The 20,867-nt window shown below is 44.2% G+C and carries 12 protein-coding genes and 1 pseudogene; 7 read left to right on the top strand and 6 right to left on the bottom strand.

From position 1 onward, the window contains the following. Window positions 1-96 precede the first annotated feature (96 nt). The 5 genes from AC27KT_RS11675 to AC27KT_RS11695 all read right to left on the bottom strand — a co-directional run bounded on the left by AC27KT_RS11675 (window position 97) and on the right by AC27KT_RS11695 (window position 7,911). A complete protein-coding gene (locus AC27KT_RS11675) occupies window positions 97-1,176 on the bottom strand; it encodes an HD domain-containing phosphohydrolase (protein WP_487130126.1) in 1,080 nt (359 codons plus the stop codon). Continuing rightward, entirely contained in the window at window positions 1,169-4,468 is a 3,300-nt protein-coding gene (locus AC27KT_RS11680) for a hybrid sensor histidine kinase/response regulator (RefSeq protein WP_487130128.1), read from the bottom strand. The genes AC27KT_RS11675 and AC27KT_RS11680 overlap by 8 nt, the downstream gene beginning before the upstream one ends. Further along, window positions 4,465-5,610 (bottom strand): FIST signal transduction protein, encoded by a 1,146-nt coding sequence (locus AC27KT_RS11685; RefSeq protein ID WP_487130130.1) that lies wholly within the window; start codon window positions 5,608-5,610, stop codon window positions 4,465-4,467. Before AC27KT_RS11685 ends, AC27KT_RS11680 begins: the two co-directional genes overlap by 4 nt. 146 nt (window positions 5,611-5,756) lie before the next feature. Then, window positions 5,757-7,325 carry an AMP-binding protein gene (locus tag AC27KT_RS11690; RefSeq protein ID WP_487130132.1) on the bottom strand — a complete coding sequence of 523 codons (1,569 nt, stop codon included), beginning with the start codon at window positions 7,323-7,325 and terminating at the stop codon, window positions 5,757-5,759. 109 nt (window positions 7,326-7,434) lie between these two features. Further along, the gene (locus AC27KT_RS11695) at window positions 7,435-7,911 is read right to left on the bottom strand and encodes a hypothetical protein (RefSeq protein ID WP_487130134.1); all 477 of its coding nucleotides are present in this window, start codon (window positions 7,909-7,911) and stop codon (window positions 7,435-7,437) included. A gap of 146 nt (window positions 7,912-8,057) precedes the next feature. Here AC27KT_RS11695 and AC27KT_RS11700 point away from each other — a divergent pair, with 146 nt between their 5' ends. From AC27KT_RS11700 to AC27KT_RS11710, 3 genes are all read left to right on the top strand, one after another. Next, the gene (locus AC27KT_RS11700) at window positions 8,058-9,293 is read left to right on the top strand and encodes a PQQ-dependent sugar dehydrogenase (RefSeq protein WP_487130136.1); all 1,236 of its coding nucleotides are present in this window, start codon (window positions 8,058-8,060) and stop codon (window positions 9,291-9,293) included. A 392-nt stretch (window positions 9,294-9,685) separates the two neighbouring features. Next, the gene (locus AC27KT_RS11705) at window positions 9,686-12,496 is read left to right on the top strand and encodes a bifunctional aconitate hydratase 2/2-methylisocitrate dehydratase (RefSeq protein WP_487130138.1); all 2,811 of its coding nucleotides are present in this window, start codon (window positions 9,686-9,688) and stop codon (window positions 12,494-12,496) included. Window positions 12,497-12,687: 191 nt separating this feature from the next. Beyond that, entirely contained in the window at window positions 12,688-13,884 is a 1,197-nt protein-coding gene (locus AC27KT_RS11710) for an IS4 family transposase (RefSeq protein WP_487130140.1), read from the top strand. Between the two features lie 45 nt (window positions 13,885-13,929). On the opposite strand, the gene AC27KT_RS11715 is transcribed toward AC27KT_RS11710, so the two are convergent. Next, window positions 13,930-14,934 (bottom strand): 5'-methylthioadenosine/S-adenosylhomocysteine nucleosidase family protein, encoded by a 1,005-nt coding sequence (locus tag AC27KT_RS11715; protein WP_487130142.1) that lies wholly within the window; start codon window positions 14,932-14,934, stop codon window positions 13,930-13,932. Between the two features lie 355 nt (window positions 14,935-15,289). Between AC27KT_RS11715 and AC27KT_RS11720 the strand changes: the two genes are divergently transcribed. The 4 genes and pseudogenes from AC27KT_RS11720 (at window position 15,290) to acnB (ending at window position 20,823) form a co-directional block, all read left to right on the top strand. After that, window positions 15,290-16,468 carry an alpha/beta hydrolase-fold protein gene (locus AC27KT_RS11720; protein ID WP_487130144.1) on the top strand — a complete coding sequence of 393 codons (1,179 nt, stop codon included), beginning with the start codon at window positions 15,290-15,292 and terminating at the stop codon, window positions 16,466-16,468. A gap of 6 nt (window positions 16,469-16,474) precedes the next feature. Beyond that, complete coding sequence (locus AC27KT_RS11725; RefSeq protein WP_487130146.1) at window positions 16,475-16,756, top strand: DNA ligase; 282 nt, start codon at window positions 16,475-16,477, stop codon at window positions 16,754-16,756. 139 nt (window positions 16,757-16,895) lie between these two features. Beyond that, window positions 16,896-17,849, top strand: coding sequence for a DNA ligase (locus tag AC27KT_RS11730; RefSeq protein ID WP_487130148.1), 954 nt, complete (start codon window positions 16,896-16,898; stop codon window positions 17,847-17,849). A gap of 362 nt (window positions 17,850-18,211) precedes the next feature. Beyond that, a pseudogene (gene acnB / locus AC27KT_RS11735) lies at window positions 18,212-20,823 on the top strand (bifunctional aconitate hydratase 2/2-methylisocitrate dehydratase). Window positions 20,824-20,867: the final 44 nt, after the last annotated feature.

Genomic DNA, 20,867 nt, shown 5'->3' on the forward strand with positions numbered 1-20,867 from the left:
CGACCTTTTTTATGCCATTCATTTACACATATCTTTGATATAGTCGCTCACCATTTTCGTTATGGTAGATAAGGGGGCGTTGCGCTAATTTAGAGTTTAAGGGAGTAAATTGCTTACTGATGCCATCTGTCCTTCGGCCTCTAACTGATTCCAATACGCTTTCGTGTCTAATATTTCCTGTTTTATAGAGATAAAACACGCCACTAAATGAGGATCGAAATGTTTACCCGCACCTTCCTGGAGATGTTCAAATGCTTCTTCATCAGACCATGCTTTTTTGTACGGGCGTTTCATCGTAAGGGCGTCGAATACATCCGCGATGGCGACAATGCGCGCGCTCTGAGGGATGTCTTCACCCGCTAAGCCTTTGGGGTAGCCTGTGCCGTTCCATTTTTCGTGATGACATAGCGCAATGTCCGCCGCAAGGTTAAACAAAGGCGTATCGCACTGCGAAAGAATTTTATGGCCAATTTGTGCATGAGTGCGCATCACCTCCATTTCGCTGTTTATTAGCCTACGAGGTGCTTTCAAAATAGCGTCGGGAATACCGATTTTCCCAGTGTCGTGCATAGGCGCAGCTTGCGCCAACAAGCAAGCGTCGTCAAACGACCAACCACAGGCAATAGCTAAACATTTGCTGTAAGCTGCCATTCGCCATATATGATGCCCTGTATCGGTATCATTGTAGTGACCAGCAGCTGCCAACATAGTAATGGCGCTTTGTTGGCTTTTGCTGAGTTCTTCAGTGCGTTCGGCCACTAGGTTTTCTGTCATACGCATTTGATGGGCAAGACTAATATGTGTTTTCACGCGCGCTAATGTAATGCTAGGCGATACTGGCTTGGTTATGTAATCGACACCACCCAGTTTAAAGCCCTTTTCTTCGCTTTCGCCTTGTGTCAACGCTGTGACAAAAATGACCGGAATTTGGCTTAGTAATCTGTCAGTTTTTAATTGTTTGCACACCTCAAATCCATCCATTCCCGGCATCATAATATCGAGCAATATAAGGTCTGGGGTGAACTGCTGCACTATTTTGAGTGCTATGGCACCAGAGGGCGCAACCTTGACGTCATAATAAGGACTAAGTATTCCAAGCAATATATCAATATTGGCTGGTTCATCATCGACAACAAGTACGCTAAATTTATTACTTTTGGGTTTCGGGTTATTCATTACTAATATTGTCTATTAACTGTTTAATTAGGACTAAAGCCCCTTCAAAATCATAAATAGAGGCAAGCTGCTTAAGCCGATTAATTTCAATTGCAAAGCGAGATTCTGAATGTTGTGCAGCAAAACTGGATATGTACTCAAGGGCTTTTGCATCGTAAGCTTCTAACGCATTCTGTATAGTGTCTAAGCTTGAGAGAATTGCCGCGTCATCCAGGTTTTCATTCGAGTGCATATCGGTTTTACGCGTGCCTTTATTTATCGTATGTGCAATGAGGCGAAGTGCTGCATCTAGCTCAAAGGACAGAGTTGCAACATCTTTTGCAATGATAGCTTCAGGTCTTTCACCTGTTTCAATAAGTACTTGTAAACATTGTGCTAAGGTAGTGGCACCAATGCTCTGAGCATCATCGTACAATTCTTTTAATAGTAGATTATCGACAGAGGGCGAGTGGAAAATGTTGAGTAAATCTGACATTACACTCTGCTGACTGTATTTATTGTAGAAAGCTACCAACGAAGAAATGAAAGGGCTGGGATCATCGGGAATAGTTACTTCAATGTAGCCTGCGTGTATATTCGTATCTATAGTGTGAATGATCTCATCTGCCTTAGCTGGTTTGACTAAATGAAAACACATGCCTGAGGCCAATGCTTTTTCTGAAGCTTCATGCGTTTCATCCGCACTAAGTGCAATGATGGGTACTGTCCAGCCATGCTGTTGTGAGAGTATTTCGGCTATGTCATATCCGGAAATGTCAGGCAGATGACAATCAAGCAAAAGTGCGTCAAATTTTTTTGTTTCACAAAGTGCTAAGGTTTGTTTTCCTGTCGTTGCGGTTACTACTTTCATACCTAAATCGACAAGTATTTGCTGACTAATCTCTACACTTATCGGGTCGTCATCCACCACTAAAACCTGTTTTTCAGCCAACCGTACAGTTCGCCACTTCTTATTTTCTAAACTGTCCATCGATTGTTTCTTTTTAGAGGCTTTAAGCGGTGCAAGGGCAGAAATGATGTCGCTATCAATGAACGGAAGCTCAACAATTTTAAGGTCGCCAGGCAATAAATGCCCCAACTTTTTCTGAACCTCTTGGCGGCTGAATAAACTGACCAAAGCACACAAGTTAATGTTGCTATATTTTCCAGCTTCCAAGTTATTAGACAGCCCCCTCCAACTTTCCGCATCATTAGACAGGAACGCTATGCTTAGCTCAGCACTGTCTGGAAGCGTATTGTTGACGTCATCTACAACCTGACACTTAATACCGAGCCTCTCTAGTGTGTTGCTAAACACCTCACAGCCTTGCCTTACGCTTTCATGTGTTTGAATACATACAATGTTTTTGGGGAGAGAAGCTGGTAATGTCGGCTGGGCTTCATACTTCTTGTTGTGGCACACCGGCAATGAAAATGAAAAGTGGCTTCCTTCATCCACTTTGCTTTCTAAGGTTAAGTTTCCACCCATTAAGTCAACTAGCCGTTTGCATATGGCCAAGCCCAATCCTGTGCCACCGAACTTTCTTGAAATAGAGGCATCAGCCTGAACAAATGCATTAAATAATTTAGATTGTCCTTCAACGCTTATTCCCATCCCAGTATCGGATACGGAAAACACCAGCATAGAACCTTTCTGTTCGACTGTAAGTGTTACAGTTCCTTTATCAGTAAACTTTATGGCATTACTTAAAAGATTCAGAAGCACCTGATAAATTTTCTCGCTATCGCCGTGGCAGGGAATACTCGCGCTACAGCGAATGTCGAAAAGAAGCTGAAGTTGCTTTTGTTGCGCTTTAACTTGAAATACTTGCGCCAGTTTTTCAATGGTCCTTGTTAAGGTGAAAGGTTCATCGAGAATATCGATTTTGTTTGCTTCTACTTTTGAGAAATCTAAGATGCTGTCGACGAGTTCGAGCAGTGCATTTGCACTGTTCTGAACTTTTTCCAAATACTGTTGCTGTTGGTCGCTATCCTGTGACTCTAATGCCAGATGAGTTAGCCCAATAATGGCATTCATTGGTGTTCTAATTTCATGGCTCATGGTCGCGAGAAAGTCGCTTTTTGCTTTGTTGGCGCTTTGAGCCTCGTCGTAGGCTTTCTGGAGCTTGTGCTCAATGGCTTTTTGGTTGCTAATATCGTTAAAAACACCTACATGCCCATCCGGCTTACCTTCTTTATCAAAAAGTGGTACGGCAACGATAGAAATAGGGAATAAGCGCCCTCGTTTATCAGTGAAAAAATCCTCATAAGAGGTGTACGACGACCCGCTTTTAATTGTTTTGTTTACAGGGCACTGTTCTCTGGGAAGTAGTGTTCCATCCCCTTTTTGGTAGTGAACCGTGTCGTGAAAGCGTCTGTTTTGTAACTCTTCTAAGGTCCACCCAAGTAGACGAGAAGCAGTGGGGTTAAGGAATTGTGTTGTGCCTTCACCATTAACTGCATACACACCTTCACCTATACTATTGGTAATACTTTTATGAAAAGCTCTATCCTTTTTGAGTCTCCTTGATAGACGCTTCTGTTCTGACATATCAGTACAAATAACTACAAGGCGATTTACCCGTTGGTTGTATTCAACGATAGGAACAACAGTTGCAAAGACCGTCCAAGGCTTATCGTCTTTCGTAAAGCTATTGAGTTCCCCTTGCCAAATCTCTCCTTTGATAAGTGCTCCCAATATTTCGACTTGTTCAGTGAGCGAAATATTTTCCACGCGGAAAATAGCGGTACTTTGTCCTATTAATTCTTCGCGAGAATAGCCGGAAAGCTGACAGCATTTATCGTTTGCTGATAATAACGTACCCTTGAGATCGATAGTTGCGACTATGCCGTGCTTATCCATAGCTCTGCGCTGTAATAGCAGCTCATTATTTGCATTTTTCTGTTCACATATAAGCTCGTACATGAGTGAAGAAAGATCTGATAGGTTGGTAAATTTCTCATCTATCAGCGGCTTATTTCGCTCTTCTAAAAGTTGATTTACTGCTAATCGTAAGGTTTCGATAACGGCCTTTTGTTCGTTAAACTCTTCACGAACCTTTCTATTTACAGCAATAAGTTCTTCAGAGCTGATATGTAAACTTCTATCTCTTAATTTGATGTCCCTTTCATTAAACGTGTAAGATTCGTCAATTCTCGGTATAAGAGCAGCGAGTCCCCGCTTAAGCGTCTGCAGACTTAGGCTTGTATGATCTGTACTATCGTCATCAAGTCCCTTGAGCCACTGCGCGAGTGATTCTGTATCGTCAAGCTGAAACGCTCGGCGTAACTGACGTTCTAATAGGGAATTCAATGTGTTTCCCTCAACAGCATGAGGGTTAGCGTTTGGTTGTGCAGTTCACACGGAGCTTCATTGCATGAAGGGCTTATTTCTCCGTAAGAATAGAATCCAGCAATATTGGTATTACTGCTTAACTGCCGAGCTAACTCTTCAATCTCCTCCTCAACGCGATCACCCATAACTAGTTTTCTACCTACGCAGCTTGTCACCAAAGCTAAACAGTGCAAATCTTCATCTCTGTTTTTGCTGGCAATAGGGGCAATCGCTTCAAGTGCGCCACTGATGAGGTCTTCCGTTGACGCATTCATAAGACGCAGGTACTGGCTTTCGTTGACCTCACCTGCCAATACTAAGGCCTTAGTTTGCTCGTCAATGCCAAGAATAGTTCTGATAATTCCCGTTGGCTCGCCGTTTTCATTTAGTACTTCGAAAGGGAACAGAAGCCCGCTCGCTGGTAAGTCTTCCGCATATTCACCCAAATACGCTCTGTAGATATCCAATGCCGGCTTATCGTCGAGTTCGAACAGCAGGTTTTCTTTTGCCGAAGCGACTCTTCGCGCTGGGCCAAATGACCGCCATCCGCCACGCGCGCTATAGTCAAAACTGAGTGATTGACCGTAAAACGCAACGGCAACAACACTGCGGCTATCAATGCCGTTAGGGTGTAGTACATATGTTTGTTCGAATGCGCCATCATCGCCGGCAAGACCGCCGCTTATTCCTATGCTCTGCGATAAGTGAGTCGAAATGCCTTTTAGCAAAGCTGAGCCATTTATTTCGACACCAGGCGCCAAAACGTAAACACCTTTTAGGCCATTCAGTTCGATACGGCTTGCAAGTGACTGACCGGTTTCAAAAGAAGACGGCATGTCGCTTAACGTTGTTTGGTGTATTTTTGCGTATGACGAAGATTCAAAACGCAAAAGAACGACAGAGATACCATTAGAGGTTACTCGGTTCGCGGAAATTTCACCTGCGGTACTGCATCCAACGCAGTCAGGGCAAATATCACTCACTATCGGAAATAGCTCGGGTGAACTGAGAAATGGAGACGATGCGTACACTATTAGCAGAGATGGGGCGAACGCTTTCAAAGCGTCACTTTCTTGTTTTAACTCATCTAAACTATGGAAAAAGAACGTCTTTGAAAGCATTATCGGCAAAGATTAACAGTAGCGTTCTTTATTTATAGTAAGAGGCGCGCCAATTTACAATATTAGGATGTTATTCTTTGGTAGCAATAAACTGATTTATAAGTAAAAACGGCCAACCTTTATAAAGATCAGCCGTTTCCGTGGTGTCACGCGCTACGTAGTTCTCTACGGAGAATTTTGCCCACTGTAGATTTAGGTAGCTCTTCAAGAACGGTAATCGATTTAGGGATTTTGTAGTTGGTAAGATGCTGCTTACAATACGCTGTTACCTTATCGATACCTATGTCGTTTGCAACAGTGATAAAGGCACAAACGCGCTCACCAGTTTTGTCGTCTGGTTGACCTACAACAGCCGCTTCCATTATGTCAGGATGAGACGTTAGCACTTCCTCAATCTCATTGGGATACACATTAAACCCAGAGACAATAATCATGTCTTTTAAGCGGTCTACAATTTTAATTGCTCCAGATTCTGTACGAATACCAATATCCCCGGTTTTGAAGAAGCCGTCTTCGGTCATCACTTTTGCGGTTTCGTCATCGCGGTTCCAATAGCCCAGCATTACTTGTGGACCACGCACTGCTATTTGTCCAGACTCTCCCTCAGCTACAGGTTTATCATAACTATCAAGAAGTGCTACCTCTGTGTCTTCTAGTTCATGCCCAACAGTACCTATTTCTTCATTGCCTGGAATATTAAATGAAACAACGGGGGCAGTTTCTGATAACCCATAGCCTTCGGTAATAGTATTCCCTGTTACGTCTCGCCAAATTGATACTGCAGCTTGGGTGAGCGCAGTACCGCCAGACATAGTGAGGTGTAGTTGAGAAAAGTCGAGTTTTGCAAATTCTGGATGTCGTCCAAGTCCGACAAATAGCGTATTTATACCCATAAAGGCCGATATTTTATGAGGCTTGAGGGTTTGAATGAAACCGTCTATGTCCCTTGGATTAGGAATAAGAATAATGTGCGTGCCTTTTGCAAAAAGCGCCATCATACCGACCGTAAACGCATAGATATGATAAAGAGGCAACGGGCACACCAACACTTCTTCGCCGTCTTTAAAACCTTCACCTATGCGGTCAAGCATTTGTACGCAGTTAGCTAGAACATTCTTATTACTAAGCGCAGCGCCCTTAGAAACACCTGTCGTTCCGCCGGTGTATTGCAGCATGGCGAGTTCGTCTAATTTTATTGAAGGGCGAGAGAATGTGGGCAGTGCACTTCCCATTTCAATTGCTTTGCTAAAAGAAACCGTCCCGTCTAGCGTTGGCGCTGTACTAGGGTCTAGCAGCTCTGTCGCTGAAGTGGTAATCACTGTTTCGATACCTGTGTCATCTTTTATGCTGGCGAACTTGGGAAGTAAGTCGCTTAAGATAACTAATGCTTTTGCACCGCTATCGGTAAACTGGTGCTTCATCTCACGCTCGGTATACAGAGGATTTGTGTTTACCACAACGAGTCCAGCGCGTAGAGCGGCGTAAACAACAATAGGGTTTTGAATTAGATTAGGAAGCTGGATTGCGACCTTGGTACCAGGAGAAAGTTTTGCCTCATGCACGAAATAGCGTGCTAGTGCTGATGACTTATTGTCAATTTCGGCAAACGTGAGAGTTTGCCCAAGTGCCGTATATGCGGGTTTGTCTGCGAACTTGTGCAAAACACTTTCAATATAGTCGGCGAGACACGTCACATTATCTGGATAAGTTATCATGTTGCTTTTTCCTAGTAAGGCAAGAATATTCAGTCTATGACTTACATTAGCAAACTTAACTTTTTATTTACATCAGTGTTGGCTTATTTAATAGTATAAGTCGCAGTTATCAATAATCGTTAACACTATTACTTAATTTGCTGTAAACGGCACCTGCGCACATGCCGGCGGTGCACTGCGCGAGTAGGCCAAGAGTGGAGCGAGCGCCCGCAATAAGGGTAACGTTTAGTATAGGTTGCATGGCTACTAACATTAAAAGAAAAGATAAACCACCGGCTAGCGCGAAGAGAATAAGTCGTTTGCTATGCATATCGGTGTTTACGTTATTAAAATTAAAGCGTTTTATAGCAAAGTGCGTAGTTAAAAAAGCAAGCAACAGAGTAATTGCAATAATGACGCCGTAACTTGGCAAAAGGCCGAACGCATCCTGCCACAGCATGGAGAGCCAATCATTGACGTTTAATTCAACGTTGATACCTATAAGAGCCATTAAAACCGCAGTTGAGTGGAACACACTTGCAAGTAGAAAACCCACAGCCCAAGATGGGACAAAATGAAAAATAGCGCGGCGAGTAAGGTTTTTCATGTTTCAGATTCCAAATTTTGTCGGTCAATACCATGAATTAACCTTCATCAAAGCGCAACAAAAACAATGAATGTAGTTATATTGAGCTTTCAAAAGAAGTGTACCATTGTAGCTAGAGTCAGGTTTGATTAACGAGGACAATTACAATGAAATCAGGGCGTATGATAAGTAGTTTATTGGCTTTCGCGTTTGTTAGCGGGGCATTTACGCAGGCTCTTGCTTCAAGTCTTGTTTCTGACAACTCTGTTAAACCTACCTCTAAGATTGATAACCATGCAGTGTTGAAGCTTGTATCGCCAGCGATAGAAAGCTTTGCTGATAATGTAATGATAGAAGATTTGGTAACCTCTTTAGCGCACCCGAAGGCGTTAACAACCCTTATAGACAAAGAGCAAGCAACTACGCGTATATTGGTAGTAACAAGAGATGGTGAACTCATTATTCTTGATGACAGCGGAAATATATCTAGATTTTCTTTAGCGCTTGGTGACTTGTATACAAAAGGGCAGGGAGGTGTGCTAGAGATTCTTATCCCTTCTCAGTTCCCCGCCAATCCCACTGTATTACTCAGTTATTCCAAGGGTAGTGATGATGCTAACCGTCTTGCTGTAGTAAAAGGTGAGCTTTCTCTCACCTCTGGCATTAGTAACATCGAACCCGTAATTGAAGTGGAGCAAACGAAAGATACGCCTGTACACTATGGCGGGAAGCTTCTTCAGTTGGAAAGTAGCGACGTAAGCCAAGCACCGAGCTTTCTAGTCACTACCGGTGACGGGTTTGATTATCGCGAGCAAGCACAGGTTGTTAGTTCACAATTGGGAAAGGTACTGGGCTTCAACATAAACGGCAAGCCGCTAGCAAATCCTACATATCCTGATAGCCCCTACGTATATACGTTGGGGCATCGCAACCCGCAAGGTTTGGTTAAAGGGCCACAAGGACAAGTATTTCTGCATGAGCACGGTCCAGACGGCGGCGATGAGGTTAACCTGCTTTACAAAGGCGCAAACTATGGTTGGCCTGTCGTCACTTTAGGAAAAGACTACTCAGGCGCCAGAATATCACCTTTTTCAACCTATCCTGGTATGACAGACCCCATTGTGGATTGGACGCCATCCATCGCGCCATCATCTATGATTTACTACTCAGATGATCAATATCCAATGCTGACCGATACCTTGCTTGTTACCAGTTTGAAAGCTAAAGCCTTATATGCGGTCAATAAAACTTCGAGTACGTATGTTTCTACGAAGGTTTTTGACGAACTAGAAATGCGGTTGAGAGATATAGCGGTTGATCATCAAGGCAACCTACTTCTTCTAACAGACGGTGAGAATGCCAAGCTGGTAAAAGTTTCACCTAAACAGAACAAAGCACAATAAAAAACCAATAAACTGAAATTTTGCTTTAAAGTTGATGGTAATTTGTACTGGTAGCACCATAAATAGAATGAATCTTTGTCATAAGTGCAACACTATTATTTATCTTCATTGGTCAAACCATTCTTGTTGAAGATGCTTATGCATCTCCGTTCATATTTCTGTAAGTGACTGAATTTAATGTTTAAAGTTTGTTTTTGTCAAAATGTCATTTTTTTCGCCTATGCTCTATGCTGTTTATTCAGCTTTGGTTTGAGCGGCTGTATAACCAACTGATCACTTTCAGTCATTACGTAACTGCTAAAAATCAGTTAAAATATCCCTCATTTTTATATGCGTATAGCTAAGACCGACTTAACACTACGCCCAAGTAAAACTAAGACCGAGAGAACTATATGAGTTTGTATTCAGAATATCTGGCAGAGATCGAAACCCGTAAAACGGAATTAGGTCTTAACCCTAAGCCAATTGACAGTGCAGAACTGCTGTCTGAAATTATTGCTCAAATTAAAGATACAACAAACGAGCACCGCGAAGACTCTCTAAAATTCTTTATCTATAACACCTTGCCAGGAACTACGCCTGCTGCTGGTGTTAAAGCACAATTTTTGAAAGAAATTGTACTTGGCGAAGAAAAAGTAGAAGAAATCACGCCAGAGTTTGCACTTGAGCTACTTTCACACATGAAAGGTGGTCCGTCTGTAGAAGCACTTCTAGACCTTGCACTTTCTGATGATGAAGCAGTTGCCAAGCCAGCTGCAGAAGTATTGAAGACTCAAGTTTATCTATACGAAGCAGATACTGAACGTCTAGAAACAGCATTTAAAGCGGGTAACGCCATTGCTAAAGACGTACTAGAAAGCTACGCAAAAGCTGAATTCTTTACCAAGCTTCCTGACGTTCCAGAAAAGATTGAAGTAGTAACTTACATTGCCGCTGAAGGTGATATCTCAACTGACCTTCTTTCTCCAGGTAACCAAGCGCACTCTCGTGCAGACCGTGAACTTCATGGCCAGTGCATGATTTCTCCTGAAGCGCAGCAAGAAATTGTTGATCTAGGTAAAAAGCACCCTAACGCAAAAGTTATGCTTATTGCTGAAAAAGGCACAATGGGTGTAGGTTCATCACGTATGTCTGGTGTGAACAACGTTGCGCTATGGGCTGGTGAGCCAACAAGCCCTTACATTCCATTTGTAAACAAAGCGCCAATTGTTGCTGGTACTAACGGTATCGCACCGATCTTCCTTACTACAGTAGATGTGACCGGTGGTATTGGTCTTGACCTTAAAAACTGGGTTAAGAAAACAGACGAAAACGGCGAAGTAGTTCGCGATGCAAACGGCGACCCAGTGCTTGAAGAAGCTTACTCTGTAGCAACGGGTACGGTACTGACTATCGATACCAAAGCGAAGAAGCTTTTCAACGGTTCAGAAGAGCTAGCTGACGTATCTGCCTCATTCACTCCTCAGAAAATGGAGTTCATGAAAGCGGGTGGTTCTTACGCCGTAGTATTCGGTAAGCAGCTACAATCGTTTGCTGCACGTACACTAGGTGTTGAAGCTCCAGCAGTTTACGCGCAATCGAAAGAAGTTTCTCACGAAGGCCAAGGTCTTACTGCTGTAGAAAAAATCTTTAACCGCAATGCGGTAGGCGTAAATTCAGATGCGCCGCTTCACGCAGGTTCTGACGTTCGTGTTAAGGTTAACATTGTAGGCTCTCAGGACACCACTGGCCCAATGACTTGCCAAGAGCTAGAGTCTATGGCGGCATCAACTATTTCACCTACTGTTGACGGTGCATACCAATCTGGTTGTCACACTGCATCGGTATGGGATAAGAAAGCACAGGCTAACATTCCTAAGCTAATGTCATTCATGAACAACTTTGGCGTAATCACAGCACGTGACCCTAAAGGTGTTTATCACTCAATGACTGACGTTATTCACAAAGTGCTTAACGACATCACCGTAGACGACCGCGCCATCATCATTGGTGGTGACTCGCACACTCGTATGTCAAAAGGTGTAGCATTCGGTGCCGACTCAGGTACGGTAGCACTAGCGCTTGCGACAGGTGAAGCGGCAATGCCAATTCCAGAGTCTGTGAAAGTTACCTTTAAAGGTAGCATGAAAGAGCACATGGACTTCCGTGATGTGGTTCACGCTACTCAAGCTCAAATGCTTAAGCAATTCGCTGGCGAGAACGTGTTCCAAGGTCGCGTAATTGAAGTACAAATCGGTACTCTACTTGCTGACCAAGCGTTTACGTTTACTGACTGGTCTGCAGAAATGAAAGCGAAAGCGTCAATCTGTATTTCTGACAATGAGACTATGGTTGCGTCACTTGAGCTTGCTAAGAGCCGTATCCAAATCATGATCGATAAAGGTATGGATAACGAAGCGAACATGCTTCAAGGTCTAATCGACCTTGCTGACAAGCGTATTGCTGAAATCAAGTCTGGCGAAGTACCAGCGCTTGCACCAGATGACAACGCTAAGTACTACGCAGAAGTGGTTATCGACCTAGATCAAATCGATGAGCCAATGATTGCTGACCCGGACGTAAACAACGAAGACGTGTCTAAGCGTTATACCCACGACGTAATTCGCCCTGTTTCTTACTACGATGGTAAGCCAGTAGACCTAGGTTTCGTAGGTTCTTGTATGGTTCACAAAGGCGACATGCAAATTATCGCACAAATGCTACGTAACCTAGAGAAGCTTAACGGCTCTGTAGAGTTCAAAGCGCCACTTGTTGTTGCGCCACCTACATACAACATCGTTGACGAGCTTAAAGCAGAAGGCGACTGGGAAGTACTTGCGAAATACGCAGGCTTCGAATTCGACGATGCTAAGCCTAAAGAAGCTGCGCGTACTAAGTACGACAACATTCTTTACCTAGAGCGTCCTGGATGTAACCTATGTATGGGTAACCAAGAAAAAGCTGAGCCGGGCGATACCGTTATTGCAACGTCTACACGTCTTTTCCAAGGCCGTGTTGTAGCTGACTCTGCTGAGAAGAAAGGTGAATCACTACTGGGCTCTACGCCGCTAGTAGTACTTTCAACCGTGCTTGGTCGTTTCCCAACAACTGAAGAGTACAAGCAAGCTGTTGCAGGCATTGATCTAACTAAGTTTGCCCCACCTTCAGAAGACTTGGCAGTTAAGCCTAAGTTCGAAGCTGATGTAGCTGTTAAGCGCGTTTAAGCATTTAACGCTAAATAAACATTAAAAAGCCCCAACCTAGGTTGGGGCTTTTTTATACCTGAAATAATGGGGTCAGAGTCTGAGGGATCCCCACAAATAATATTGCGATATCAATAAGATAAAAAAGATAGGAACATTCATGACGTTTGGTGATCAGATCAATCGCCAAACTTCACTGAGGCCAAACAGCCATGAATGCCCTATCTATTGTGAACAAAGTCGTATCGCTTGTCAGCTATAAAATGCATAAAACTCGTCTAAATGCGGTCACGGCGTGCGTCAAAAGTCTGCTTAATGGAAGCGCTGCGACCGTAACCAGCATAGGTCGAGGAATCAACACTAAAGCCTTTGAAAAACATCGGATTAAGCGTGCTGACCGCTTGCTCTCAAACCCGCATTTACTAAGTGAAACACCACTCATCTATGCATCTATATGCCAGCTATTTTGCGGCAACACAACACGCCCTGTTATTTCAATCGACTGGTCAGATTTAGACGACCGTAAAGCGCATTTTCTTTTACGCGCGGCAATATCTTTAAAAGGTCGGCCCGTCACACTTTATCAAGAAGTGCATTGCAACAAGACCAAAGAAAAACCTGCCACTCACAAGGCATTCTTAAAGACATTACACGCCATGTTACCTTCAAATTGCCGCCCCATTATCGTCACCGACGCAGGGTATAAATCGCCTTGGTTTAGAGAAGTTAGGGCCCTAGGATGGGACATTGTTGGACGTATCCGCAAGCCACATCTTTACTCGCTTGATAGAGGAAATACGTGGCAGTGTATTCGTAATCTTTATGCAAAAGCAACCTGTCGACCGAAGCGTTTTGATAACAGCCAAATAGTAAGGAGCAACCCCTTTACCTGCACGCTAGTTCTGTTTAAACAGAAATCTAAAGGACGTCATGCTTCAAATCCAGATGGTACACGTAAAGCCTCAAAACGCTCAAAAGTTCATGCGCAAGGGGCAAAAGACCCGTGGCTATTAGCCACATCACTGGCGTCTCACCGAAGCTTATCGAAACAGGTCGTGGCTATTTACAGGCAACGAATGCAAATTGAAGAAGGCTTTAGAGACATGAAAAGTACGAAGTTCGGGCTTGGCTACGAGCAGAATAAAAGCGTGAAAAAGCAGCGTCTAACAATACTGGTATTGCTGACGACGTTAGCGTCACTCGTGGCTATATTACTGGGTATGGTGCTCGTCTCATCGAATAAGCATCGGCGCTTCCAAGCCAATACCGAAACCAGAAGCGTGCTGTCATTCCATTACCTTGGACTCAGGGCTGTCGCTTGTCGAATACGATTTACTATGCGACAGTGGAAAGCTGCACTCAAGTGGTACAGCTCTATACTTGACGCAGCCTGGGCTGAAGGAACATGAAATTAAATTCGTGGGGATCCCTCAGACTCTGACCCCATTTATTTGTTATTTGGGGGCGGTGGCTACGAGTTCGTCGAGTATGCCAAGTAGCAGCTTGGTGCCGGTGCCAGAGGCTATTGCGTCAAATACATTCTCAACATTTTTACCGTGCTGACCGCCCGCTAAGTCGCTAATTGAGCGGATAATTAACCAGTCTACGTCGTTAACGAAACTCACCTGTGCGACGGTCGCTGATTCCATTTCCGCAACATCAGCCGTGTAGACGTCACGCAGCCACTCGCGGTATTTAGCGTTGTCTACGAATACCGAACCTGTTACTCCATTTCCACCTATATCAACCAGTATTTCCTTACCAGATGGCATAGTGATAGGCGGGATCTTTGTGAGCGCGCGTTTTGCCATTTCCAATAACGTTTTGTCGGCAGTAAAATAGGGCATTCTTCTCCGTGTGTCCCAACCCTCTTTAACTACTGCCACCTCGGTAGGGTGAATAAAACCAATGTTTTTGTAGTTAGGTGCGTGCTTATCTGTATCACGTCGTGCTTTGTAATACTCAAGCTGTTTAGCGTAATAGTCCGGAAGCTCGTAGGCGCTGGCGTCATCTTTCTTCGGGTTGATATAGACTGACTCGTCGTGAAAATACCAACGTTCAGGTACTGCGATATCGCCAGGTGTGTATTTGGGGTTTATGGCCCCAGCAATACCCATCATAACCAGCTTATCAATAGGGAAGTAATCCAACGCCATCTGTACGGTCATTGCTGCGTTAGTAATACTGACACCCGTACTAAATACAACAATGGGCTCACCTTTATAAGTACCCAACTGGTACTTTACCCCTTTAATATAAACCGTTCGCGTAATTTGAGCGTCGTCCATAGTTGCAAACGCGGCGTCAATGGCTTCAATTTCTGGCTCGTAAGCAGCAACCACGGCTGTCCATTTGTTTGTTACATTGGAAAAATCTTTTGGACCGTACTGACTAGTATCGTCATTGGCTAACGACGATAGCGATATACACACGAATAAAACAAAACTACTTAAGCGCATATTGACCTTATTTAATTTATTGTTTGCACCAATGAGGTGCGGTTGATGAGCGAGAACTGTATGTTATTGAGATAAATAGCTATCGGAACAGTCTCAATTAAACACTATCGCAGAATTATGGCAAAGTTCGAGCCAACAAGAACGCTAAATATGGACAACCTTATTATGGTGATGATAGGCATTAATAAAGGTGTGAGAGTAGGCAACTCTTTTTGTTTGTTGCTTAAAATTTGTATACCAAGTAGTGTTAACTAAAAGCTCACTTAAATAATTAACTCACCCATAAAAAGCTGGCTATTTAAGCGTTTAGCATAGCTCTAAATAAGGTGCTTTCAAATAAAAGGACTTAACCCTTATGTTATTCAAGCGTATTACGCTAACCGTATTAGTGTGTCTTTTTGCTAGCTCGTCAATTCAAGCTGAATCTAACGAAGAAGCAAAAAACTACGAACTGAAAGTAGAGAAGTTCGAATCTAAAGTGTTGAAGGAAGAACGAGAAGTCGTTGTTCAACTTCCTAAAGGCTACGCAGAAAACCCCGATAAGAAGTACCCTGTAATTTATCGGTTAGATGGTGCGGTTTATCTACCTATAATGAATGCGGTACTTGAATCACTTCAATCTGAAAATGCTGCGCCAGAAGTAATTATAGTCGCCATTGAAAATACCGATCGTTTTCGAGATCTTTTCCCTACGGCAAATGAAGACCCATACGGGCCTGTAGGTTATGGCGGGGGCGGGGCAAACTTTTTGTCTTTTATAACCACTGAACTTATCCCAATGGTCGAGAATAAATACCGGGTGCATGATTTTCGGGTGATAGCTGGCGGTTCCGCTGGTGGTGTATTCGGGTTGTATGCGCTCACTCAAAATCCTGAGCTTTTTAAGGCTGTGATTGCCTATAGTCCTGCGGTGTGGTGGAACTATGGCGCGCCGGCAAAAAGAACGGTTGCGTTTTTTAAATCTTCCAGTCAACTGGATCACTATATCTATACGTCTATAGGCAACGAACCGGCGCCAATGCGACCCTACTATGATGATATGATTTTGGGTATGCGGGCAAACCAACCTGCTGGTTTGAGGTGGGTAAATGATGAATATGCAGGTGTTCGGCACAACTTGGTTACGGCAGCGTCTATTTTTAGTGCTTATCACAACCTGTTCTTGTCAGCTTATTTAAGGCCTGAACAGTTCGATGGTGATATTCAAAGCATTGCCAAATATTACGATCGCGTTTCAAAGCAACGCGGGGAAAAATTAGAGGCGCCTGAATGGGTAATTAGAGAATTAGGTTATCATTATGTGCGCTCTGAAAATTATGAGAAGGCTATTGAGCTGTTTAAGCACGATATAGCTAAGTACCCTGAAATGCCTGACCCGTATAACGGCATAGCGTATGGTTACGAGCAAATGGGTGAGTATAAAAAAGCACTTGAGAGCGTAAACAAGGCTTTGGAGCTTTCGACACCGCAGCACGATGGTTACCAAGTTTATACAGATAGACAAAAGCGTTTGCATGATTTACTGGATGAGTAAGCTACATTGAAATACCAAAGCAAAATTAATCGTATAAACAATATTGCCACCGTTTTTATGATTGGGATTTGCGCTGTAACGAGCGGATGCAGTTCTGTTTCGACAGCGCAAACTGAACACTGTATTGAGCAAGCTAATCGCGTTGAAGTTTATGAAGTGAATACGGCCGATGAGCGGCTAAACGCATGTTTAGAGACCTACCAAAAGAGACGTGACGAAGAAAGAACGTTTGGTGAGGCCTTTGCCGAGGATGTGCTTATCTCAGTTCTTGATATCATCACTGACTAAGGCTTTTTCAGCCAAACAAAAACCTTCTTACGTACAGTTAAAAAAAGTCCAAAGGCAGAGTAATCTACTCTGCCTTTGTCGTTTTAGTCTCTTTCAATGGCTTGAACGGGCTGCATTTGACAACTTATGGAAAGAGCCAATGCGAGATTTTCTTACTGCTGTTTGTGTGTTTTTATTTACTGCCGTTAACCAGGTTGATGCCAAGACGGAGTATGAGCTTGTCGATGGTTTACTGCTGGCCAAACCATATGACCGCAGCCAGCAAGAAATAAACATTCAAGATTACTGGGTAAGTGAAAAGTTGGACGGTATTCGTGCTCGATGGGACGGCACTGAACTTAGGACCCGAAACAACAACAAGATATTTGCGCCAGCATGGTTTACCGCCAATTGGCCTAAAGCGACAATTGACGGTGAACTTTGGGTTGCAAGAGGGCAGTTTGAGCTTACCGCTTCCATTGTGCTTTCTAAGTTAACGGAAGGTAAGTCGCAACTTGTCGCTAATTCTTTGCCTGGGGCCGAAACTACCGCGTACGACATTGCAGCAGCGTCTATACCAGACACACGCTGGGCTAAAGTTAGGTTTATGGCCTTCGACATGCCTGTAGCAGGACAGCGTTTTGACAGCCGACTGAACAAGCTTAATAGCCTTAAAAAGGCCACTCCCAACCCCACGTTTGACGTGATCCCTCAGTTTAAACTTTTGTCTCTAACCGCGCTTGAAGAAGAGCTTAAACAAGTAATCAAAAACGGTGGTGAAGGGCTGATGCTTCATCATGGGAAGACGTTTTACCAGGCAGGGCGTAGTGACAATCTACTAAAGGTAAAACATTTTGAAGATGCTGAAGCGAAAGTGTTGGCGCAACTTCCAGGAAAAGGAAAATTTAAAGGCATGATGGGTTCACTGTTGGTAGAAACATCTGACGGCATTCGATTTAAACTGGGAACAGGATTTTCTAACAAAGAGCGCCAAGCGCCTCCGGCTATAGGTAGCTGGGTAACCTTTAAGTTTTACGGTGTAACGAAAAACGGTAAGCCAAAGTTTGCGAGCTACCTTCGCACTAGACCCGGCTTTGATTTATCAAAAAAATAGTACCCATATTAATTAGCGAAATAGCCTCAATATCGAGCTTTTAATTAGCTGTTATCTATCCTTTACGATGCACTTCAATTGAACAAGCGTCACATAAAGCTACCCCCTTGTCTTCAGCATATAAAACCCTATAACTTACTTAACCAGTAATTGTTTTTGTCACCTTATGTACCGCTCGTTAATCGCTTTTAGCGTTCAAAAGTAACTTTATGAATAGCGATTATAAGCGGATAATAGGGGCTAAAAATTTCAAAACTTAGCCCATGAAGTTATACTGTTGATGATTTATTAAACACACCTTGCGTCAAGTGCGTACAAGACCGTTTACTCCCATTGCGCAAGCTAACTTAGAGGAAGAGACTGTGTTACAAGACTATCGCAATCACGTCGAAGAACGTGCCGCTCAAAATATTCCACCTAAACCGCTTAATGCTGAACAAGTAGCAGCCCTTGTCGATTTATTAAAGAATCCGCCAGAGGGTGAAGGCGAATTCCTTTTAGAACTGATTTCAGAACGCGTACCGCCTGGAGTTGATGAAGCGGCCTACGTTAAAGCGGGTTTTTTAAGTGCAATCGCTAAAGGCGAAGACAGCTGTGAGCTTATCTCTAAAGAAAAAGCCGTTGAGTTATTAGGTAATATGCATGGCGGTTATAACATTGCGACGTTAGTAGAGCTACTTGACGATGAAGACCTTGCGCCATTGGCTGCCAAGGAGTTAAAACACACGTTGCTGATGTTTGATGCCTATCACGATGTGGAAGAGAAGCACAAAGCGGGTAATGAATACGCCACTGATATTATTAAATCTTGGGCTGAAGGTGAGTGGTTCACGTCGCGCAAGTTAATGGACGATAAAATCACTTACACCGTGTTTAAAGTAACAGGTGAAACTAACACTGATGATTTGTCGCCAGCCCCTGACGCATGGTCTCGCCCAGATATTCCTCTGCACGCCCTGGCAGCTTACAAGATGCCCCGCGAAGGTCTAGAGCCAGAAGAGCCTGGTGTTAAAGGCCCAATGGCGCAAATAGAAGAAGTCAAAAGTAAGGGGTATCCCGTGGCTTTTGTCGGTGATGTAGTCGGTACAGGCTCCTCGCGTAAGTCGGCAACCAACTCTGTGTTGTGGTTCTTTGGTGAAGACTTACCGGGTGTACCTAATAAACGAGGCGGCGGTGTGTGCATTGGTTCAAAAGTCGCGCCTATCTTTTTTAACACGATGGAAGATGCCGGTGCATTGGTGTTTGAAGCCGATGTGGAAAAAATGAACATGGGTGATGTGATAGACATCTATCCGTTTGAAGGCAAAATCACCAACCATGAAACCGGTGAACTTCTTGCAGAATACAGCTATAAGTCGAAGGTGATCCTGGATGAAGTGCGCGCAGGTGGACGTATCAACCTGATTATTGGTCGTGGCCTTACTGAGAAGGCGCGTGAGACACTAGGTTTAGGCCCAACGGATTTATTCCGTACGCCTGAACAGCCAAAAGACAGTGGAGCGGGTTTCTCGCTAGCGCAGAAAATGGTGGGTAAGGCGTGCGGTGTCGACGGTATTCGCCCAGGCACCTACTGCGAACCAAAAATGACTACCGTGGGTTCACAAGATACTACAGGCCCTATGACCCGCGATGAGCTTAAAGACCTAGCCTGTCTTGGCTTTACTGCCGATTTAACCATGCAATCATTCTGTCACACCGCCGCTTATCCAAAGCCGGTGGATATAGAAACGCAGCACACGCTACCTGATTTTATAATGAATCGCGGTGGTGTATCGCTTCGTCCTGGTGACGGCATTATACACAGCTGGTTAAACCGCATGCTGCTGCCTGACACAGTAGGCACGGGTGGTGACTCGCATACTCGTTTCCCCTTAGGTATTTCATTTCCTGCAGGTTCTGGGCTGGTCGCGTTCGCTGCGGCTACCGGCGTTATGCCGCTAGATATGCCCGAGTCGGTATTGGTGCGATTTAAGGGTGAAATGCAGCCGGGCATTACGCTACGCGACTTGGTACACGCCATTCCGCTGTACGCCATCAAACAAGGCCTATTAACGGTCGAGAAAAAAGGCAAGATCAACGCCTTCTCTGGCCGTATTTTAGAAATCGAAGGGCTAGAGAACTTAACCGTAGAACAGGCGTTCGAGCTTTCTGACGCATCGGCGGAGCGTTCAGCAGCCGGTTGTACTATCAACTTATCTGAAGCGTCGATTGCTGAATACCTGCGTTCAAACATTACCATGCTTCGCTGGATGATTAACGAAGGTTATGGCGATCCACGTACGCTAGAGCGTCGTGCACAGAAAATGGAAGAATGGTTAGCTAACCCAGAATTGATGCGCGCCGATGCAGATGCTGAGTATGCAGAGGTAATCGAAATTGACCTTAACGATATTAAAGAGCCAATTGTGTGCTGCCCTAATGATCCGGACGACGCGAAAACCTTATCTGAAGTTGCAGGCGATAAGGTAGACGAGGTATTTATTGGTTCATGTATGACAAACATTGGTCACTTCCGCGCAGCCGGTAAGCTACTTGAGCAATACAACAAAACACTGCCCACCCGTTTATGGATGTCACCACCGACTAAGATGGACAAAGCCCAGTTAATGGAAGAGGGCTACTACAACATTATGGTCGTGTAGGCGTGCGAACAGAAATGCCAGGGTGTTCACTTTGTATGGGTAACCAAGCAAGGGTTGATGCGGGCACAACGGTGCTTTCAACATCTACTCGAAACTTCCCTAACCGCTTGGGCGATGGCGCGAATGTTTATTTGACCTCAGCGGAGCTTGCCGCGGTTGGGGCAATTGTGGGCCGCATTCCTACCGCTGAGGAATACATGGAATACGCTAGCAAAATTAACGCAATGTCGGGTGAAGTATTCCGCTACTTAAACTTCGACAAAATGCCTAGCTTTAAAAAGGCTGAGGAAGAGGCAAAGGCACGCATTATTCCGACATTGAATGTTGCTTAAAATAGTGTATAAACTACAAAGCCGGTGACCGTTAAGGTGACCGG

Source organism: Alteromonas sp. 5NW40-0090, assembly GCF_057552975.1.

Bases quoted from the DNA above. Each gene is read 5' to 3' on its own strand.
- AC27KT_RS11675 (WP_487130126.1), bottom strand. From the start codon at position 1,176: ATGAATAACCCGAAACCCAAAAGTAATAAATTTAGCGTACTTGTTGTC.
- AC27KT_RS11685 (WP_487130130.1), bottom strand. From the start codon at position 5,610: ATGCTTTCAAAGACGTTCTTTTTCCATAGTTTAGATGAGTTAAAACAA.
- AC27KT_RS11690 (WP_487130132.1), bottom strand. From the start codon at position 7,325: ATGATAACTTATCCAGATAATGTGACGTGTCTCGCCGACTATATTGAA.
- AC27KT_RS11695 (WP_487130134.1), bottom strand. From the start codon at position 7,911: ATGAAAAACCTTACTCGCCGCGCTATTTTTCATTTTGTCCCATCTTGG.
- AC27KT_RS11700 (WP_487130136.1), top strand. From the start codon at position 8,058: ATGAAATCAGGGCGTATGATAAGTAGTTTATTGGCTTTCGCGTTTGTT.
- AC27KT_RS11705 (WP_487130138.1), top strand. From the start codon at position 9,686: ATGAGTTTGTATTCAGAATATCTGGCAGAGATCGAAACCCGTAAAACG.
- AC27KT_RS11710 (WP_487130140.1), top strand. From the start codon at position 12,688: ATGAATGCCCTATCTATTGTGAACAAAGTCGTATCGCTTGTCAGCTAT.
- AC27KT_RS11715 (WP_487130142.1), bottom strand. From the start codon at position 14,934: ATGCGCTTAAGTAGTTTTGTTTTATTCGTGTGTATATCGCTATCGTCG.
- AC27KT_RS11720 (WP_487130144.1), top strand. From the start codon at position 15,290: ATGTTATTCAAGCGTATTACGCTAACCGTATTAGTGTGTCTTTTTGCT.
- AC27KT_RS11730 (WP_487130148.1), top strand. From the start codon at position 16,896: ATGCGAGATTTTCTTACTGCTGTTTGTGTGTTTTTATTTACTGCCGTT.